The sequence below is a fragment of the Shewanella sp. NKUCC05_KAH genome, from assembly GCF_019345585.1.
GTDB classification, from domain to species: Bacteria; Pseudomonadota; Gammaproteobacteria; order Enterobacterales; family Shewanellaceae; genus Shewanella; species Shewanella oncorhynchi.
This window is the reverse complement of sequence record NZ_JAHKQZ010000008.1, coordinates 74,087-94,054: the sequence shown is the minus strand read 5'-3', so window position 1 is coordinate 94,054 and position 19,968 is coordinate 74,087. Positions and strand designations below refer to the sequence as shown.

16 protein-coding genes and 1 pseudogene are annotated in these 19,968 nt (G+C 47.0%); 8 read left to right on the top strand and 9 right to left on the bottom strand.

The window, feature by feature from the left end:
- The first annotated feature begins 118 nt into the window (after nucleotides 1-118).
- The 8 genes from KO533_RS09330 to KO533_RS09295 all read left to right on the top strand — a co-directional run bounded on the left by KO533_RS09330 (nucleotide 119) and on the right by KO533_RS09295 (nucleotide 8,432).
- Nucleotides 119-1,135: an XdhC/CoxI family protein gene (locus tag KO533_RS09330; protein WP_028761017.1), complete on the top strand. Its 1,017-nt coding sequence runs from the start codon at nucleotides 119-121 to the stop codon at nucleotides 1,133-1,135.
- Between the two features lie 35 nt (nucleotides 1,136-1,170).
- Nucleotides 1,171-1,902: a nucleotidyltransferase family protein gene (locus tag KO533_RS09325; RefSeq protein WP_219253823.1), complete on the top strand. Its 732-nt coding sequence runs from the start codon at nucleotides 1,171-1,173 to the stop codon at nucleotides 1,900-1,902.
- A gap of 3 nt (nucleotides 1,903-1,905) precedes the next feature.
- Nucleotides 1,906-2,409 carry a (2Fe-2S)-binding protein gene (locus KO533_RS09320; protein WP_028761015.1) on the top strand — a complete coding sequence of 168 codons (504 nt, stop codon included), beginning with the start codon at nucleotides 1,906-1,908 and terminating at the stop codon, nucleotides 2,407-2,409.
- Between the two features lies 1 nt (nucleotide 2,410).
- Entirely contained in the window at nucleotides 2,411-4,657 is a 2,247-nt protein-coding gene (locus tag KO533_RS09315) for a molybdopterin cofactor-binding domain-containing protein (protein WP_219253821.1), read from the top strand.
- Nucleotides 4,658-4,917: 260 nt separating this feature from the next.
- Nucleotides 4,918-5,409, top strand: coding sequence for a DUF1097 domain-containing protein (locus tag KO533_RS09310; protein ID WP_219253820.1), 492 nt, complete (start codon nucleotides 4,918-4,920; stop codon nucleotides 5,407-5,409).
- A gap of 104 nt (nucleotides 5,410-5,513) precedes the next feature.
- Nucleotides 5,514-6,965, top strand: coding sequence for a methyl-accepting chemotaxis protein (locus tag KO533_RS09305; protein WP_219251507.1), 1,452 nt, complete (start codon nucleotides 5,514-5,516; stop codon nucleotides 6,963-6,965).
- 485 nt (nucleotides 6,966-7,450) lie between these two features.
- Complete coding sequence (locus KO533_RS09300) at nucleotides 7,451-7,819, top strand: SMI1/KNR4 family protein (protein WP_028761011.1); 369 nt, start codon at nucleotides 7,451-7,453, stop codon at nucleotides 7,817-7,819.
- A gap of 187 nt (nucleotides 7,820-8,006) precedes the next feature.
- Nucleotides 8,007-8,432, top strand: coding sequence for an SMI1/KNR4 family protein (locus KO533_RS09295; RefSeq protein WP_131523523.1), 426 nt, complete (start codon nucleotides 8,007-8,009; stop codon nucleotides 8,430-8,432).
- 990 nt (nucleotides 8,433-9,422) lie between these two features.
- Here KO533_RS09295 and xthA read toward each other — a convergent pair.
- The 9 genes and pseudogenes from xthA to KO533_RS09250 form a co-directional block, all read right to left on the bottom strand.
- Nucleotides 9,423-10,235, bottom strand: a complete 813-nt coding sequence (gene xthA, locus KO533_RS09290; protein WP_219253818.1) for an exodeoxyribonuclease III — start codon at nucleotides 10,233-10,235, stop codon at nucleotides 9,423-9,425.
- Complete coding sequence (locus KO533_RS09285) at nucleotides 10,235-10,534, bottom strand: YciI family protein (protein WP_028761008.1); 300 nt, start codon at nucleotides 10,532-10,534, stop codon at nucleotides 10,235-10,237. Before KO533_RS09285 ends, xthA begins: the two co-directional genes overlap by 1 nt.
- Nucleotides 10,534-11,079 (bottom strand): septation protein A, encoded by a 546-nt coding sequence (locus KO533_RS09280; protein WP_028761007.1) that lies wholly within the window; start codon nucleotides 11,077-11,079, stop codon nucleotides 10,534-10,536. Before KO533_RS09280 ends, KO533_RS09285 begins: the two co-directional genes overlap by 1 nt.
- A gap of 113 nt (nucleotides 11,080-11,192) precedes the next feature.
- The gene (fhuF, locus tag KO533_RS09275) at nucleotides 11,193-12,257 is read right to left on the bottom strand and encodes a siderophore-iron reductase FhuF (RefSeq protein ID WP_219253816.1); all 1,065 of its coding nucleotides are present in this window, start codon (nucleotides 12,255-12,257) and stop codon (nucleotides 11,193-11,195) included.
- Nucleotides 12,258-12,380: 123 nt separating this feature from the next.
- A complete protein-coding gene (locus KO533_RS09270; RefSeq protein WP_219253813.1) occupies nucleotides 12,381-14,585 on the bottom strand; it encodes a TonB-dependent siderophore receptor in 2,205 nt (734 codons plus the stop codon).
- 95 nt (nucleotides 14,586-14,680) lie between these two features.
- Nucleotides 14,681-16,609 (bottom strand): IucA/IucC family siderophore biosynthesis protein, encoded by a 1,929-nt coding sequence (locus KO533_RS09265; protein WP_219253811.1) that lies wholly within the window; start codon nucleotides 16,607-16,609, stop codon nucleotides 14,681-14,683.
- 174 nt (nucleotides 16,610-16,783) lie between these two features.
- Nucleotides 16,784-17,419: pseudogene (locus tag KO533_RS09260) on the bottom strand (GNAT family N-acetyltransferase); the annotation flags it as partial.
- A gap of 2 nt (nucleotides 17,420-17,421) precedes the next feature.
- Nucleotides 17,422-18,936 (bottom strand): lysine N(6)-hydroxylase/L-ornithine N(5)-oxygenase family protein, encoded by a 1,515-nt coding sequence (locus tag KO533_RS09255; RefSeq protein WP_219251502.1) that lies wholly within the window; start codon nucleotides 18,934-18,936, stop codon nucleotides 17,422-17,424.
- A 733-nt stretch (nucleotides 18,937-19,669) separates the two neighbouring features.
- Nucleotides 19,670-19,954, bottom strand: coding sequence for a DUF2798 domain-containing protein (locus KO533_RS09250; protein WP_028761002.1), 285 nt, complete (start codon nucleotides 19,952-19,954; stop codon nucleotides 19,670-19,672).
- Nucleotides 19,955-19,968 lie beyond the last annotated feature (14 nt).

Here is a 19,968-nt window from a genome sequence, read left to right as displayed (position 1 = left end):
GCGTCAAGCTTTGATGACAAATAGACGTCGATAGCTGCGTTATTAATGGCTGATAGTTTCAATAGCGATAAGCGCATTAAATTTTTTAAATCTCCCTAACCCAATGGAGTCCTTGCGGATGGATCACCAAATCGAAGATTTACTAGAGCATTGGCTACCACTGGCGGATGACGCTTGGGTGCTTGCGGTGATCACCCAAATTCAAGGTTCGGCCTATCGGAAACCCGGTGCCATGATGTTGTTTCATGAGTTTGGTCAAGGCGTGGGTATGTTAAGTGGCGGCTGTTTAGAAGCCGATTTACGTCGCCATGCTCAAAATGCCATGCAGACTAAGCAAGTCATGTGCGTCACCTATGATGCAAGCGATGAGTCCGATGCCAGCTATCGACTCGGTTGTGGTGGCATAGTAGATATCATGTTGATCCCTCTGCTAAAAGAGAATCATGATCTTGGCTTAGTTGAGCTAGTGCAGGCATTTCGCCACGGTCGGTCGGGTTTTTACCAATTGCCTTTAGTCAAAGCGGGGACGGATGCGCGCCAGTATCACGCTGCGTTTTATTCTGAGGAGTTGACGCCGTTCCCCGCCAGCGATTTTGTACGCACGGGCGTCTTCACCCAAGACGCGGGAGAATCATTGATTATTCCCTTGAGACCAAGATTCCATCTTGGGATCTTTGGCGGTGGTATCGATGCTAAGCCCGTTGCCGCCATGGCCCACACTTTAGGTTGGCAAGTGACTGTTTTCGATGGTCGTACCGCCTATGCCAGAGCGGCGGATTTCCCCCATGCCCATATAGTGAAACTGACCGCGGGGGAATTAACCGCGAATCATATCGCTCAATTGGATTGCGCCGTGGTGATGAACCATAACTTGGGCTTAGATGCTGCGGCATTAAAGGTTATTCAAGCGCATCCGCTAGCCTATATTGCCTTGCTTGGTCCTGCCCATCGACGGGATAAAGTGCTTGGAATGGCAGGGCTCAGTACTGAATCTTTTTCTGGGGTATTTTCTGCTCCCGCAGGGCTTGCCCTTGGCGGCGAGTTACCGAGTGCCGTGGCGTTAAGTATTTTGGCCCAGTGCCACGGCGTGCTCCATGGTGCGACCTTAAAACATCTCGATGAGATAATGCGTTGATGACGTTGCCGCCAGTACAAAAGCCTTCTGTACTAATGTCTTCAGCACCAAAGTCGGCAGCGCTAACGTTGACAGAGCAAACGCCACTTTCATCCAAGCGACTGCTGATTGTGGTACTTGCGGCGGGTGAGAGTAAGCGCTTTGATGGGGTAAAGTTAGCGCAACTTCTACCATCACATAGTGCTACGGAAATTCGCGAACAAACCATCATTTGCACTCATGTTGAGCGTTTACAACAGCTTAGTTGCCAAGATTTAGGTTTGGATCGCAAAGACTCTCATTCGCTCCAGCATACGCCTTTGTTAATCATACTCGGTGCTCACCAGCACATATTGCAGCCATTATTAGTCGAGCTTCACTCCCGCCAACCCTTTGATATTTTAGTTAATCCACAGTGGCAAACAGGCTTAGCATCCTCAGTGAGTTTGGCGGCAAGTTATGCCAAGGAACAGGGCTTTGATGCCATGTTGTTGACATTGGCAGACCAAGTGGCCTTGAGTGCAGACGATTATCGACAACTGATTTTGACATGGAATGAAACCGGTAAAGACGTTGCCGCCCATTATTTGGATGATTTAGGCGTACCTGCTATTTTTAATGCCTCTACATTACCGCAGTTCACTCACTTGAGTGGTGATCGCGGGGCGAAATCGATTCTAAAACAACAAGCACAGCGGGGAGCGTTAGTCGCTATAACACTACCCCGCGCCGCAATTGATATTGATACCCAAGCCGATCTTGCGTCGTGGTTGGCACTTAAGGAGTGAGTTATGGCAGAAGTATTATCAACCACTGCAGTTATCAAGGAAGCCAGTACCGCCGCTTCCACCCAAACACTTTTCATCAACGGTAAATCATTCACCTTAGATGCCGATCCTAAAATGCCAATCCTGTGGGCGTTACGGGATATTTTAGGGCTCACGGGCACTAAATATGGTTGTGGTGCAGGGCTATGCGGTGCTTGCACTGTGCATTTAGACGGCCAACCTGTGCGCGCCTGTTTAACCAGTTTGGGGCAGGCACAAGGAAAACGTCTGACAACAATTGAAGGGCTGGATAATCAAAAGCTTAAAAATGCATGGGCCGAACATAACGTGCCCCAGTGCGGCTATTGCCAAGCGGGACAATTGATGTCGGCTGCGGCGTTAGTGGCGCAGCATCCGAAACCTTCTGAAGCACAAATCAACTCTGCCATGTCGGGGAATATCTGCCGCTGCGGCACCTATCCTAGGATCAAAGCCGCACTGCAAAACTATGCCAAACAGGAGGGCTAATATGAGTACTTTTACTGCCGTAGAAAATATCAGCCGCCGCGACGTGTTAAAACTGTTTGGCGCAGTAGGGGGCGGACTTGCATTAGGGGCGAGTGGATTAACTTGGAGCCCCATGGCGTTGGCGCAGGATAAAGAAGCGCGGCTGAATCTGTTTATTGCCATTGGTGAAGACGACAAAGTGTACCTCACTTGCCATCGCTCCGAGATGGGACAGGGGATCAGAACCGGCATTCTGCAAGTCTTAGCCGAAGAGTTAGAAGCGGATTGGGATAAAATTGTCCCTATTCAAGGTTTAGCTGATAAACGTTATGCCAGCCAAAACACTGACGGTAGCCGCAGTATTCGCGAAAATTACGACCGCATGCGCCAGATGGGGGCGATGGCAAGAACCATGCTTGAGCAGGCCGCCGCCGCACGTTGGAAAGTTCCCGTGAGCGAGGTGCATACCGCCGACCATAAAGTGTTGCATGCTAAAACGGGCCGCTCGGCCAAGTTCGGCGAGTTAGCGTTAGCCGCATCAGAGCAACCCGTACCTGCCGTTGAGTCGTTAACCTTTAAAGAGGTTAAAGATTTCAAGCAGATTGGCGCATCACGTCAAATCGTTGATATGGATGCCATGTTAAGTGGCAGCGCGATTTATGGTTACGATATTAAACTCGATGGCATGCTTTACGCCAGCATAATACGCCCGCCGGTGCTCGGGAGCGATGTGGCAAGCTTGGATGATACCGCAGCGCGCAAAGTGGCCGGTGTCGTGGATGTGTATCGTTTGCCCGCCGCTAAGGGCGCTCCCGCGTTTCAGGCTTTGGGCGGCGTTGCTGTTATCGCCACAAACACGTGGAGTGCCCTTGAAGGGCGCAAAGCCTTAAAAGTCACTTGGACTCAGGCCGACAACAGTCAGCATGATTCAAGTCTTTATTTGAAGTCACTGGTCGAGCGGGTACAGCAAAGCGGTAATGTCGTGCGTCAAGCTGGTGATGAAATCAAAAACTGGCCCGAGGCGAATACGCTAAAAGCGGTTTATACCGTGCCTTATTTAATCCATTCCTCTATTGAGCCGCCCGTAGCTACTGCCCATGTGACTGAAAAGGGTTGTGAAATCTGGGCATCGACCCAAACGCCGCAAAGTACACAGCAAAATGTGGCCGCTGCGCTGGGTATGGAAGAAGATGCGATTAAAGTGAATGTCACCCTATTGGGTGGTGGTTTTGGGCGTAAATCTAAACCTGATTTTAGTGTTGAAGCCGCACTATTATCGAAGCAATTCAAGCGTCCAATTAAGGTGAGTTGGAGCCGCGAAGATGAAATTCAAAACGGTTATTACCATGCTATCAGCGCTCAGTCCTATCAGGCACTGTTTGATGCCAGCAACAAACCGACCGCTCTTTTAGCCCGTACGGGATTCCCATCGATCAGTTCAACCTTTGCTGAAGGGGTGGAATATCCCTCTGGCGGTGAGTTGGATTTAGGCTTTGTGGATGTGCCCTTTGCTTTGCCGAATTTAAGATACGAAGCGGTAAAAGCGCAGGCGCATAGCCGTATTGGTTGGATGCGCTCTGTGTGTAATATTCAGCACGGTTTTAGTGTCGGCAGTTTTGTCGATGAAATGGCTCATCGTTCTCAGGTTTCTTGCCCTGCAATGTGGCGTAGCCTGTTAGGTGAAGCAAGGCGTGAGACCTTTACCGACCAACAGTTTAAATATGGCAACTATGGCGAAGAGCTCAATCGTCACCCTGTGGACGTCAGTCGCTATTTTGGGGTCATTGATGCGGTCGAAAAAGCCCAAACTAAGGCGCCCAAGGCGGGCAAAAATCAGGGCTGGGGTTTTGCCGTGCACCGCAGTTTTGTGAGTTACGTTGCTGTGGCTATGCTGGTGGAAGTGTCCGAGGATAAACAGCTTAAAGTACTGAATGCCATCGCAGCTATCGATGCGGGCACGATAGTTAACCCTGATAGGGTAAAAGCCCAGACAGAAGGTGCGATTATATTTGGCCTGAGTTTAGCCTTGATGGGGGAAATCACTTACAAAGAGGGCAAAGTGCAGCAATCGAATTTCCACGATTATCCTTTGCTGCGACTTCCCCAAACCCCCGATATGGAGATCATCATTATTGCATCCGATGCGCCGCCCGCAGGCGTGGGTGAGCCGGGTGTACCGCCCGTAGCCCCAAGTTTGACCAATGCAATTTTTGCGGCGACGGGGCAGAGGATCCGCGATCTTCCCGTGAGTAAACTATTGCGAGTGTAAGTGTCGGCAAGAGGGGTAACTGAAAGCCGTTTGAACAAAAAAGCGCCTAATAAGCGCTTTTTTCGTTTTTTTACCACAAAAAATTTGCTTGTTAGCGATTTTACGGGCATTAATGCCGAAAATTAGCAATAGATCAGGTTTTTGTTACCAAAATAGAGGTAATTTAACCAATATGTTTACCCAAGCTACCTCAAAATACACATTTTAGAGCGCCCAAGGGTATTAAACTTCCGTGAATAGAATTACTAAAGGGGTCATCCATGGGAAATCGTTGGCAAGTCGCTATTTCTGCCGGCCTATTGGCGGCTATTTGGTGTGGCGTCGCAGATGCTTTTCATCTGGTCACTTGGATCGGCTTTTTAGGTTGTAGCACTTTTTTTGCTCAACCTAAGGCTGGCTTTCAGGGCGTGATGATGGCGTGGTGCACAAACCTGTCCGGTGTATTTTGGGCTTGGCTCATTATCTCGGGTAGCAGCTTTTTTATTTCGCCCGTATTTGGGTATATTTTTACCGGCATAGCCACTTCGGCCATGTGTTTACAGGCAAGTTATCAAAAGCTTAGCTTTATTCCCGGCGCATTTATTGGCTGTTGCACTACCTTTGCTATGGCGGGTGATGTGGCCAATGTCGTGCCGTCGTTGATCATTGGTGGCTTATTAGGTTTTAGCATGAGCCTGTTAACGGGGCAGTTGGTTACTCTGACACAAAAGTGGTCTGCCGCCACACGTAACCAAGTTGCTAGCACGGATTAGCATAATACCTGCTCAGATCTTATGACTGACATAGTTGTCGTGGCAATCTGAGCTATACTGCTGATTTAGTGCCAAATAGCATTTTGTTCTTAGGAATTATCAAGATGAAACAAATCCAGTTTCGTACCATTGATGCCATATTGATCAAGTTCAGTCTCAACGGAAAGTTTTGGGTAGTGTGTTCTATGGTGGCGCTGATCACGGCCGCCGTGGCGCTTGTCAACTATCAACATGCACACCGTAACCTTGAGCAGGCCTCTATCGCTCGGGTTCAAGCTAGCGTCGATACCTTAGCGCAAGTTGCAACGGCGCAAAAGCTACAAGCTGACGCCTTATCTCAATTTGCCAGCCAATACGGGTTAACTGTAACTTCAAGGCAAAGTGACGCGCAGCGTCAAGGGGATAAAGTGACGGTCAGCGCCAGTGTGTCAGGTCAAGCCTTACAACTGACGCAGAATGTCCATGAGTGGGAAGCCGATGCGCGTAGCGATGCTAACTTTATGTTCTGGTTAGCGTTAGTGGGTTTGTTGCCTTTATTCCAACTGAGTTACTGGATTTCAACTTCACTCGGTGGTGGATTATGGGACATGTACTTAGCCATCAAACGCTTAGCCGATGGTGATTTGAGCTTTAGATTAAACTTCTTTGGTACTGACGATTTCAGTTTGATTGCCCGGGAAATCGATCGCTGCGCCGACAATATGAGTGAAATGGTGTCAGCTATTGGCAAAAATGCACAGACCTTATCATTGGCATCCGATGAATTTAATCAACAGGCGGCCACCAGTGATAAACTGATTGGGTTCCAACATCAATTCCTCGATTCCGTTGCTGTGGCGATGGCGCAGATGACCTCCGCGATTGAAGAAGTCTCTGTTAATGCGAGTAATACTTCGTTGCAAACCAAGGAAAATTCAACCCAAATGTTGGCCAGTCGTGGGCGTATTAGCCATACAGTGGAAAGCATTGGTTTACTCTCAACTAAGATTGGCGCGGCGTTTTCATCGGTGGAACAATTGTCTAAGGATGCGGCGAGTATTGATGCCGTGGTCACAACCATTAACAGTATTTCCCAACAAACCAATTTATTAGCCTTAAATGCGGCCATTGAAGCGGCCCGTGCCGGTGAGCAAGGTCGTGGCTTTGCTGTGGTAGCCGATGAAGTGCGTACCTTAGCGGGTCGAACTCAACAGGCCACGGTAGAAATTCAGGCCATGATTGAAGGCTTACAATCTGGCACGAGTCGTTTATCGAGCATTACCATGGAGATAGTCGATCAGGCCGATGAAGGTCGCAGTGCGATTATCGCCGTCGGTGACGATGTTCAAGGCATGGCGCAATCGGTCAATGCGGTATTTGATATGAGCAGCCAAATTGCCGCCTCGGCGGAAGAGCAGAGTGTCGCCGCTCGCGATATTGCCGGACAATTGAATGAAATCCGCCATCAGTCGGAAACCATCAAACAAACGGCCCAGCGCAGTGTGACCTTAGCCAATGATCTGCACCATGCTTCGGTCGAGTTAGATGGCATTTTAAAGCAGTACCGCACGAGTTAATGTGTCACCTTTAATGTGAGTCGTCGGCATGGGGTGTTGAGCAATAACGCCCGATACTGAGTCTCATGTTAAGTAGTAACGTATCATCCGACAATGGCGGAAATCTTAGATTTCCGCCATTTTAATTTGGAAGTACCCAAAGAACTATTTAGTTATATTGCCCCATTCCGTTCTATCAGCGTGACATTATCTAAATTGACGGTCATAGATTTCAGGGGAGAAAGTTATGTCTGAAAATGTCCTTTTTGCGGAGGGTATTTCACTGTGGTTGGCGGTGGAAATCTGTGTTTTGTAAAAATAGAATTTGGGGAAATTGATGGTTTCTATATGGCTGATTGTGTTAACCTTTATCGGAAATATTTAAGAAAAATATCAAGCAATTTTAAATTGTTTGTTGATGATAAACGTTCACCAGAGTATCACTTGTTCGCCTCGGTCAATTAAAATTGGCTTGGGACGCCGCTTAACGTTAGGCAACAATAATTATGAATAACGATCCATTTCGAAACCCGACAGATACCGAAATAGCTAGCGCAGAAAGCAAACTGGGCATCAGTTTTCATGATGACTACCGATCATTTTTGAAGTCTGGCAGCGATGTTGCAAACGCTACCTTTGAGCCTGCGGTAATTTTACCCGGCTCTGGCCATCTTGATATCTTTGACATTGCTGAAACAGCCTGGAATGTCATGGGTCTTCCAAGAGACCTTTTGCCATTCATCGAGGATAATGGCGACTATTTCTGCATAGCAAAGACGGGTGAGATAATTTATTGGTCTCACAACGGCAGCACTAAGGAAGAATGGCCGAATCTTTCTGCATGGCACAAGCAGGTTTGTGTAGACCTTGAGTAACTGTGATAGCCTAAATAGTGGTTCAAATCGTTCGCTCCGCTCTCAGTGATGGGTTAAAGCCTGCCCCTTAGCCAAGCGTTAACCCATACAAGCATTTAAAGCGGGATTGCTAACAGTTTGCTCGACTTCGCTTCGCTACACAATTTTAGCAAACGATTATCAGCCCCTTAAATGGGCGTTAAGCATTATGAGCAAATATCGAGATAAATTCGAATATCCGGAAAATCCAGCAAGTGCTGAAGAAATTCAGGCTCTTGAGAAATGGTTAGGAACAGATCTTCCGAGTGAGTATAAGAAGTTCTTGCTTGAAACTAATGGGGCAGAAACTCCGATTGGCGTGCAAGAACCAGATGACTCAGTTGTGCTCTGGAGCGCTAAAGAGATATCCGAATTAACAGAAGCCTATTGCTACGAGCAATACTTGCCTGGGTTGGTTGCTATTGGTTCAGATGGTGGGGGAGAGTCAATTGTCTTCGATACCACACATAATATAAGTTCAGAAGACTGGCCAGTTTATAGGGTACCTTTCGGCGATTTAACGAAAGAGTCTATGGTATTGTTGGCGGAAAATTTCAATGAGTGGGTTTCCAGTGGTTATTCGCTCAAGTTCTAAAATGTTTAACAAGGCCAGTCAATCTGACCTCCGTAAACTGTCTTCTTTTTTGCAAAAAGACGTAAAAAAGCTTCCAACTCACTCCGGCAGTTGCTGGCGGCGTTATGTTTAAAGCGGTAGAAATTAGAAAGAGGGCATCAATATGTCAGGAGAGCGAATATCGGGTGATGGAGAACGAGAACGATGTCCTGTACATGGGCATACGAGAAGGCTATCTAGCAAAGAAATTAATGAGATTAAGCACGCTGTAGAAGTTGCTAACTCACAAGCTAAACGTAAGGGCGTTACACCTAAAGATCCTCAAATTGGTCTTTTCAGTTGTAAATGTAATTGCTTCTATGTGAAAGTTGAATAATGGTCCATCAATATGTTGATAGTATTATCAGAATGCGAACATAACAAATTGCTGTATCTGACATTTTTCCGTTCCTTCTTTTTTGTTTGATAACACAAAAGCTTCTACTCCAAAAATGCAGCTGAGCAAGGCGTTACACCATAGACATTTCTATGCGAAATTCACTTGTTATAGCTGATGAACTAATACGCTTTTGTCCCAAAGCTTGCTACGTATTTCTTTAAAACAAACAGGCTTCGCCGATGCTAAACAGGTGAACCATGGTGATTTGCGAGACGACCGTCCGCCCCATGGCCGCTCTTTGGCGTCCATGCCATCGCGGCATTTGTGAATCCTTTCACATCAGATGGGGCGGTCGAGCATCCACGGATGGACTGGCTGCGAGTCGACGAGCAAATACCATGGCAAGCATGTGTGAGTGGACATCAGCAAACGCTAAACTCCTCACAACTAGAATTATTGGTCCCCAAACACTCGTCTTCAAGACATATCTGTCCAAAAGTGAATTACGTTCAGTATCACACCTGACTCATTGACTATTCATCGAACGATAAAGATAAAATATGTTTCGCCCATAAAAAACATCGACCTAAGCCGATGTTTTATATCTACTAAGATGATCGAACGTTAGCGGGTTAAGCCTCTTTGAACGTGCTCCAGATGGGGGCGTGATCTGAGGGCTTATCTATGCCGCGTAGATCGTAATCGACGTCGGATTCGACTAAACGTGCTGCTAGTGAAGGCGTTGTTAAAATCACATCAATACGCAGGCCACGGTTGTCATCGAACCCTTTGCTGCGGTAATCGAACCAAGAATAACGTTCGATGCGCTCTGGGTGTAATTGACGGAAAGTGTCGATTAAGCCCCAGTCTTGTAAGGTTTTTAACCACTCACGCTCTTCCGGTTGGAAGCTACATTTGCCGGTTTTTAGCCAACGTTTACGATTGACTTCGCCTATACCTATGTCTAAATCGGTCGGCGAAATATTGATGTCACCTATGATGGCGATATCTTCATCGTTGCTGTGATTTGTCTGCAAGTAGTGCATTAAATCCTGATAAAACTTACGTTTAGCAGGATATTTTGTTGGGTGGTCTATGCTTTCGCCCTGGGGGAAATAGCCGTTGAACACAGTCAATGGACGACCATTCGCTTGGGTAAATGTGCCGATAATCATGCGGCGCTGGGCATCTTCATCATCGCTTGGAAAACCCTTTTGCAGTTTTTCTGGTGCGACTTTAGACAGCATGGCAACACCATAGTGAGCTTTACCGCCGTGGTAATGCACTTGATATCCCATAGCTTCGACTTCGGCTAATGGAAACGCCTCATCGTGCACTTTGGTTTCTTGCAGGCCGATAATGTCGGGCTGGTGGCTATCGATTAAGGCTTGCAATTGATGCAAGCGTGCCCGCAGACCATTGATGTTAAAGGACACTATTTTCATTAAGGCAGGACTCGTTTAAAGGGTTTAACCACAACACTTTGGTAAACGCCCGCTTCGATATAGGGATCGGCATCGGCCCAGTGTTTTGCTGCGACTAAGGATTCAAAATCTGCGACAACCAGTGAACCACTAAAGCCTGCATCACCAGGGTTTTCACTGTCGATGGCTGGGTGTGGGCCAGCGATCAGTAAACGACCTTCATCGGCGAGGGCTTGCAGGCGAGCTAAATGGGCTGGGCGTGCGGCTAAACGTTTTTCTAAACTATTCTCAAAATCTTGAGCTGAAATCATATACCACATTATTTGAGTTCCTTGCGTTGATCTTCGGGAAGGTGTTTATAAAGATAAAATACGGTCAGGACAGTATTAATTAAGGTTAAAGCGGTTAAACCAAACACTTTAAAATTGACCCAAGTTTCTAATGGCAAACTAAAGGCGACATAAATATTGACTAGGCCACAAGCGGCGAAAAAGATCACCCAATACCAAGTTACACGAGCCCAAATTTTGTCGTCTACTTGCATTTCTTTGCCTAACATCGACTTTAATATCGATTTATTGAGCAATTGACTGACACCTAAGGCGATGGCAAATAAACTATAGATGATGGTCACTTTCCACTTGATAAAAGAATCATCGTGAAACACTAAAGTGAGTGTGCCAAACACTGTCACCATAGCAAAGGTGATTAAGTGCATCTTTTCAAGTTTCTTATATAGCGCATAGGTCACGATCAATTGAAGCGCGGTGGCTGCGATCAATGCGCCGCTGGCGATATAAATATCGAAAAATTTATAAACGGCAAAAAAGATGACGAGGGGCAGGAAATCAAGCAGTTGTTTCATAAATAATCATGTTAAAGAGACATGGGCTTGAGTGTAGCATGTGCAACATAAGGGCAAAAGCACCATGGGCCTAGGATTGCGATCTTGCCCATTAAATGGGTTTAATGGGCAAGTTAGACTTGTGCCTGTTTGGTTGCGTTTGTCTTAGCGTTAGGACGACTTAGTAGTGGGCAATCGTGGCATTGGCCAGTGTTGGCGAGTTGATACCTTAGGCAGCAAGTACGGCGAATGCATTGGATGTTTGTGCTGTCTTCTTTGGGGTCAACAATCAAATTGATGCTGTTATACAGTGGATTTTGGGTGCCATCAAAAAAGGTCGCTCTGCGAAACAGAGCTTGCTTAAGTTGCTGACTTTGTTGCTGAGATAATCCCAACTCTCCTAGATACCAGTGGATCAGATAGCCTAAGTGACTCCAATATAATTTAGCGGGCACGGGGCTCAAAGTGAGTAGGCGCTCAACACTCGGTTGCAGTAAGTTTAATATAAGGCCTTGTAGGGCGAGTTCTTTATCAACTGGCGGCTTATATGGGGTTAATGGCGAGTGTACCTTAGTGTCTGTCTTGAAACTTGGCTTAGTGTTTATTTGGGAAAGTGGCTCGATGTCGTGGTGTTTTTTAAAGGCCAAAGCGGTATTTGGCTGGGGTTTTGCGATGTTAAATTCAAATTTTGCCACTCGGCCACTGGCGTGTACCTGCATAAAAACGGACTGTGGCTGCCAGTGAATAGGCTCGAAATCGGCTTTTTTTGCGTTAAAAATCCACTCCATCACAGGCGGAACTAAAAGGCCAAAATACCATTGACCCCAAAGTGAATGCAGCGCTTTGCGAGTGTCTTTTCTACTGGCCGTAGTGCTTTTACTGACTAAGGCGCTTTTACTGGCGAAAGCGGGCGCTCGGCTGGTTGCAGCTGTTTTACTAACCTCGGTTTCAACCTGAGTTTCTGCGCTAGGATGTGCGATGGCAAAACGTGCAATGAGTTTTTGATAAGTATCGACGTTACTCCATTCATCAAAACTGAGCCCTGTAGGTGACTGCGTTGCGCGAAGGTGCTCGCCATAGAAGGGTGCCCGTTGATGTAACAGCTGATTGAGTGACAAAATAGTTTGATTCAACGCGTTGTGGCTTGGCGCTGTATCGCACAATGTTTGCAGTCTGGTGTCTCTCCGTTGGCTTGCCATAGTGACTCCTTAATGGCTGTGATTGATTGCCGCGGTTATCGATAAGTCCATGTAAATGATTACCTTGCGAGCCCAAGATTTGGGCTCACAAGGTTTTTCGAACGATCTCAATATAAATCTGACTTAGAAGCGATAGTCTAAGGTTAAGCTGGCACTTCGCGGCGTACCGTATTGGAATTGGCTGTATTGACCGACTTGGCTGTAGTAGCTTTTATCTAAGGCGTTGTGCAGGTTTGCGCTGAGCTTAAGTTGCTCGGTGAAGGCGTAACTCGCCATTAGACTCGCTAGCGCGTAAGAGCCTTGCTCGACTTCGACTTTGCCAAGTGGCGAATTAACTGTTTGGTAGACGCGGCTCTGCCAGTTAACCCCCGCACCTATTTGCAATTTATGCCAATCACCGCCAAAGGTATAAGTGGTGAAGAGTTTTAATTGCTGGCGTGGTGAAGTGGTACTGACACGTTTGCCTTCAGGATCTTCGCTAGTGAACTGGGTGTAACCTAAGTAAAGATTCCAGTCATCAGTGATTTTACCCGTCGATTCAAATTCGAATCCCTGTGTTTTTGTACCGTTTACGCCTTCATACACTTGCGTTGTTGTTCCTGGGATCACATCGCCAGTGCTGACTCCGACATTGTCTTGCCTGATCTCAAACACCGACAGCGACATATCTAAAGCCTCATCGAACAGGCTCGCCTTAATCCCGCCTTCGTAGTTTTTCCCTTTGACTGGATCTAGGTAGCTTTTATCGATTCTTTGCTTAGTTTGCGGTGCAAAAATATCCGTATAACTGGCATAGAGCGAATATTGCTCGGTCAGGGCGTAGGTGAGGCCGAAGTAAGTGGTGAGTTCGTTGCTGATGTTGAAATCGTAACGGCTGCCAAAATTATCTTGGTCGGTTTCCCACTCATTGAGGCGTAATCCGACGAGGACAGCTAACGCGTCGCTGAGATTAAGCTGAGTCGCCACATAGGCTGCACTCTGTTTGGTTTCGCCAAATGAACCCGTGGTATAGGTTTCCTTCCATTGAGGTTTTGGATATTGGAAGTTCGGATCGCGAAAATCCCCCAAAGGCGGTACTGCCGCAGTGGGATAATAGTAGGGATTGGCGAACTCTTGGCGTTGGCCATTCCAGCCAAACATCAATTGATGTTCCTGACCAAAGAGTTGGTATTGTCCTTCGGCGCGCAAATCCACATTGTGTTGGGTGCGACTGCCGTCGACATAGGCGATAGAGCCTGCAGTGGCGCCGATATTGGTTACAGGATCAGGATATCCCGTGGCCCATAGTACATCGAACTCCAATGAGTTATCGCCGTAGGTGTAAGTCCCTTTTAGGTTCCAACCGTTATCTAATCTGTGTTCGAGACTCGCAAAGGTGTTGAGTCCTTGGGTATGCGCCGAGCCCCAATCGGGCGCCGTTGAAGTGGCACGATCATAATTAGTGCGACTGCCATCGCTGTAAAATAGCGGTAAACCGCCCGACATAGTGCCGCTCGGCGTAGCATCTTGGTAATCGACACCAAGGGTGAATAAGGTGTTATCACCAATATCGGTTTCGACTATGCCGTATAGCGTTGTGCGCTGCTGCTCGTACCTGTCTTGGAATGAATCCTTATCTTGATAGGCGGCGACCACGCGACCGCGCACAGAACCCGAGTCATTTAAGCCGCTGGAAACATCGACCATACCGCGCACATTATTCCAGGAGCCCACACTTAGGGATGTGTTGCCCATAAACTCTTGAGTCGGGCGTTTACGGATAAGGTTAATGGCCGCCGAGGGATTACCGGCTCCCGTCATGAGGCCAGTCGCGCCGCGTACCACTTCTACTCGCTCGTATATGGCGGTGTCGATCAGATTATCCCCATAGTTGAAGCGGGTATCGTAGGTGGTTGGCACACCATCGTACAAAATGCTGGTCACGGCAATGCCGCGGGCACTAATACTGTATCTGTCGTTATCCATTGGGCGGGCATTGATCCCCGCAACGCTGGTCATGGCATCAATCACGCTATTAAGCTGTTGATCATTCATCATTTGGCGGGTGATAGACGTGACCGACTGCGGCGTTTCTAGATAGGATAAATCGAGCCCAGTTGCCGTGTTCATCGCTTGTGTCTTATAGCGATTGTCGTGTAAATCCTTAGCGCCAATGACATTGATGACTTCAATTTCTTTCTGGTGCTTTTTAGTTTTACTATCCGCATCGACAGTGTCAGCTGTGGCATGGGGAACCGTGGCTAACATGGCTGAGCACAGCAATAGCTTCGGGTTAACGAGGGCTTGCCGACAGACGAGTGCGATGCTGGAGAGAGGAAAAGTCTTCATAATGTTGATCTTTAATTCCGTTTAGGTTGGGGGTTAAACAAGCTGGGCCAACATTGGCCCTGCTAAAGTTTCGGGGTTATCCACTTTGTGGCGTGTTAACGTGTCCTTTGCTCAGCGCTGCTAAGCATAGGGCGCTTAAAGGCATGGCTTTGTCTAAAGGCCGCCAAGGGATTGTCGATGCCACCAGCAAAACGCAGGTTTTTCTCCCTGTCGGCGAGGTCTATCATTTGTTGGTTATTATTCAATTGGATACGATTGAGGCACGTGCGTACAAAGCTGTCCTTAAACAGATCGTATTGGGCAAACTTGTCGGCCAAATGTGGATGCAGGGCTTGGTAATCACGTACATTGTCCGCCACTAACTCCCAGAATTGGCTTTCACTGACACTGGTTTGCTCATCGAGCAGCGGTGCTAAATAGCGGAAAATACAGTCACAAATATCCAGTAAGATGTAGTTAAGCTTCATCTCTTCTTCAAGGCTCACCGCAAGGCGTTTTACATCATCAGGTAGCGGCTTCGCGCCATTGAGTACCGCGACTTCTTCGCCTATGTCTTTCATCAAAATCTTGACTGGCACATATTCATCGAGCACTAAGATCAGGTTTTCCCCGTGCGGCATAAAGACCAGATCGTAGGCAAAAAAGGCATGTAACAGCGGCGATAAATACAGGTTTAAGTAGCGACTGACCCAATCCTTTGCTGGTAAGCCTGAGGCGGCTATCAAGGCTGCAATAAGGGCCTTATCTTCATGATCCGTATGCAGTAGCGCAGCCATGGTCATCAGATTTTGCTTAGGCTCAATGTGTGGCAGTGGGCTTTCGCGCCACAGGGCAGAAAGCATTTTTTTGTAGGCGCTATCTTGGGTGAGTGCCTGCTCGTAATAGGTGTGGTGATAACCTATGGCGGCAATTTCTTTGAGGATCACAAAGCCTTGTTGGGCAAAGTAAGGATCGTTTTCAACCAAGTTTGCAACCCAAGCATTGATCTGCGGTGTGCAGCTCATGTAAAGGGGCGATAGACCACGCATAAAGCCCATATTAAGGATAGAAAGCGCGGTTTTGACGTAGCACTTTTGCGGTGATGCAAGATTGAAGAAAGTGCGTATCGATTGCTGTACTTGGTACTGTTCACTCCCTTCGCCAAGATAAACCAGATCGCCACGGGCTATGTCGCCGGCAAAGACGCGGGCGATTTTTTCACGCCACTGCCAAGGATGCACAGGCATAAAGTAGAAGTCCTGCGGATCATGCTGCTGGGTTTTAAGACGTTGTTGGAAGTCAGTGAACTGCTGGCCAAGCTCCTCCTTAAGTAATGCGTCGTGACTCAAGTTTTCGAGGGCGGCAAATGTGGTTTTGCTCTTGCGCACGCCTAGCCAGACTAACTGCATCGGCATCGCGCTTTCTGGGGCAAATTGACGGTAATCCTGCATATCAAAACCAATACGGCCGTTATTGGCAATAAACACCGGATGGCCCTCAGTCATGCCCGCTTCTATGCTTTGATAATCGGCTCGCGCCAGTGCGGCAGCGGGGATCGCCTGATGCGCTAACTTGTACGCCTTGCTGTAGAGGGTGCTGGTGATTTCTTCTAAATAGGTAGGCAGTAAGGTTTCGCTGATCCCTAAGTCATTTTTAAGGGAAATGATCAGCGACATCGCATCGAGGGTTTGTTCTTTGCCTGCAAGTGAAACGCGGATGGTATCGGCATCAATCGCGAGATGATCTAGCTGATAGTGCCGCGCACTAAAATAGTAGGTGCTGTCTTTGAGCCGCAGTTCATAGTGGTTAAGCCCCGTTTTTTGCCCGTACAGGGTCGGCGTAATGAGCTTCTCGTGGGTGAATTCGCAGAGGATTTTCTTCACTAAATGACGATTAGCCGCTTGCCAATAGGCGGGAGTCAAATGTTCTGGCATAGAAGTTGATGTTGTCGATAGCGCCGAGCTTTGTTGAGCATGTACTGCTTGAGCATGATGATCTTGCGTTGGCAATGGTTTCATTAATAAGGCTTTTGTGGGTAAGTTCATCTAATTCACCTGAAGAGTCGATAATGTCATGGGAGAGATTGCAGATGCCGCGTGCGAGCTTGGCTTTGCTAGGGTTGGGCTTGCTAAGTATTGTTCTGCTAAGTATTGTTCTGCTAAGTATTGTTCTGCTAAGTATTGTTCTGCTAAGTTTGGCAGAGCAGGCATTGACTGATCTGAGCTTGGCAGGGCTGAGGTTGTTTGGGCTAGACTCGTCAAAGAGGGCGTGCTCGATGGTCGAAGGCGCTGGGCCGCAGTGCAAAATCCGAGGAAAGCCGTTTTAGTGCTTAATTGAATCGCTTTTTCATAGCGAATGCCTATCAGGCTATTTAAGCGATGAATTTTGCTATTGAGTTGATCGGGTTCAACCACCAGGCGATTAAAGGCCAGTTTTTCAAGCACGAGCTGCGCTATCGCATCCATCACCTTCAAGGATAAGCCGCTGACGGGTTTACCATCTGGCGGCGCGATAATGAGATGCATACCACAATCACCCGGCGCAACACGATAGTGCTGACCGACTTCATCGTGGACGGGATCGTAGAGTTCCACCATAAATAGCGCTTTGGCCTGCCATTCACCTATCAAGACAAACTTGTGTTCTGTTGTTGCTAACAGATTTTTTATGGCATCAAGGTTCAAGCCCTGCATACCCCAAAACTTGGCGTAATCTTGGTTAAACCAAGACTGTAGTGTTGGAATGTCTTGTGTAAGGTCTAACGCTCTGAACTGAAAACCATTAATGCTCGAAATAGCGGATAGTTGCGTTAAACATAGTTGCGTTAAACAATGGTTACTAAATTGGCTTGCCATTATTATGCCTCCTGGTTCGGCGCCATTAAAACCGGCATATTGGTTCCCGCGCCTGAACTCACGGTTGAACTTGCGCCAGAACTTGGAATCTTGGTTGGAGGGATAGTTTGTGGCGCATCAACTTGAGTTTTTCTGTGTGGCGCCTTAGGAAAATGTCTTGGATTAAGATCCAACGTGTTAATTGCATTGGCGCCGCAGGGCTGATGACTGGCAAGTTTGGCTGGATCGAAGGTTTGAAACGCGATATGTTCCTCAATGTGGTAGGGCGCATAACCGAGCACAGCTTTTAAGATGGTGCCGTTGCGATAACAGCCCATACCCAGATCTGGAGAGCTTATCCCATGGGTATGCAAACCGACATTCTGGACAAAAATATCCCCTCGAATATCTATGCTGTAATCACGCTGCACGCTAAGTTGTCCGGCGTCATCGAATTCGACTTGTTGTTTAATACCACTGATAAACTCGGGTAAACGATAGTGGTAACCTGTGCCTAAAATGACGGCGCCCGTTTCTTGCTCAAAGGTGTGATTTTTTTCATTGTGGTGGAAATGCAACTTGAGCATATTGGCTTGGGGCTCGATATGAGTCAGCGCCGCATTCGTCATCAGTCGGCATTGAAAATCGGCCAATAGGCGTTTTTGATATAACAAATCGTAAATGTCGTTTATCAGCTCAGAATTTATTCCTTTGTAGAGTTGTTTCTGGCTGGCGATCAGTGAGCATCTTTGATTAGGGGTCAACTCGTGGAAGTAATCGACATAATCTGGCGAGGTCATCTCTAAAGTAAGCTTGGTATATTCCAAGGGATAAAAACGCGCTGATCGTGTCATCCAATTGAGTTGATAACCATAAGTATCAATCTCTTGCAGTAGATCGTAAAACACTTCCGCCGCACTCTGGCCACTACCAATTACTGTGATGGCACTCTGACTCTGCAGGTAGGTTTTTTGCTGCATATAACTGGCGGTATGCATGACCCGTGCATCTTGGATTGGGCAATCCTTTGGTAGATAAGGTTCAGTGCCAGTGCCTAGCACTAGCTTTCGGCATTGATAGGTATGGGTTTTACCACTGCGCCTATCAAAACCTGTAACTCGATAAATACTTTCACCTGCGTTGTAATCCACTTGAGTGACCTTAAAACCAAATTTAAGGTTGCTGAGTTGTTGGCTCACCCATTGGCAATACAAGTTGTATTCGTGGCGAGGTAAAAAGAAATTCTCACGAATATAAAAGGGATAAAGCCTGCCCGTTTGCTTGGCAAAATTAAGGTAACTGTAGCGGCTGGTGGGATCGGCCATAGTCACCAGATCCGACATAAAGGGTGTTTGTAATCTTGAGGATTTGAGTAGCATGCCTGGATGCCAGTCAAAACTGGTTTTAGCATCTAAAAATAAGCAGTTAAAGCCGTCAATAGGTTCTGATAAGGCGGCGAGGCCAAGATTGAATGGGCCAATGCCTATGCCAAGTAGATCAAAGATTTCGCGATCCATTTCCCTTTGCTGTGTACTCACTTACGCCTCCTTGGCAACATGCTACTGCGCGTTGCCGATCCAGTAATCAGTTACCTAAGGACGCAAACCAAAGTGAATGCGGTTATCAAAATAGACTGTTTGGCTATTTATCTTGCGTTGATCAACTCGCTATTTTTAGCTCAGTCCTTAGGTCATTTCCTGCTGTCTCTGTCCCGACAACGGTAGGTAAATTAGCATGTGAAAATATTCAAATGCAAACCATTCTCATTTGCGTGGGGTTATGGGTTAATACTTTTAACTGATAAATAAGGGGGGCAGATACGGTTAATGGTACAAATAAGTAAATGATAAAGGGGTGATAATTAGGCAGCGTTTTGGGGATATATCATTTAGGGTTTTACGAGCTCTATTTTTATAAAAGATATAAATACAGTGGGTTACATTAATGCTTGAGTTGGTTCGAGAGCAGAGGAAAATTGATTTAGGTGGGGGTCATGTCATCCTTATACAATAAACATAGGTGCCGCTAAACGGTCAGTGTAAATCCATTGTAAAGCGTGGACAGGGGGCTCAATGAGCGCTTTGATTTAATACGATTGGTATGGTGTAGGTCGTACTGTTTTAGTTTAAGTGAATGTTGGCAGGGTAACAGATCGAACAATTATCGATGTGATTTTTAGCCGCTGTACGCATAAGAGAAGGAGTTCAATATAAAGCCGTCCTAAAACGGCTTTGAAATAAAACAGTTAAATCGGAAGATTAAGTCGTAAAACTAGCGTAAATCGACAAAATGAGCTGTGATTTTACGCACCAAAGGTAACACCATCAGCAGTGTCGGAAAGGCGACAACCCATGAGATCAGCCAAGCGCCGAGCCAGAGTTCGAGAAATTGCGGTGAAGCGCCAACGCCATTGAAAGTGCTGATCCCAGAAACGATACAACTCATGAGAATAGAGAGAAAAAATGGCATCACCACAGTGGCATATTTGGCCGGTAATTTGGGTGTTCCCAAAAAAGTACGAGGTTTGTTATCGGGTAAAGATTTAGAAATGGTCATCGGATCCTCTAATG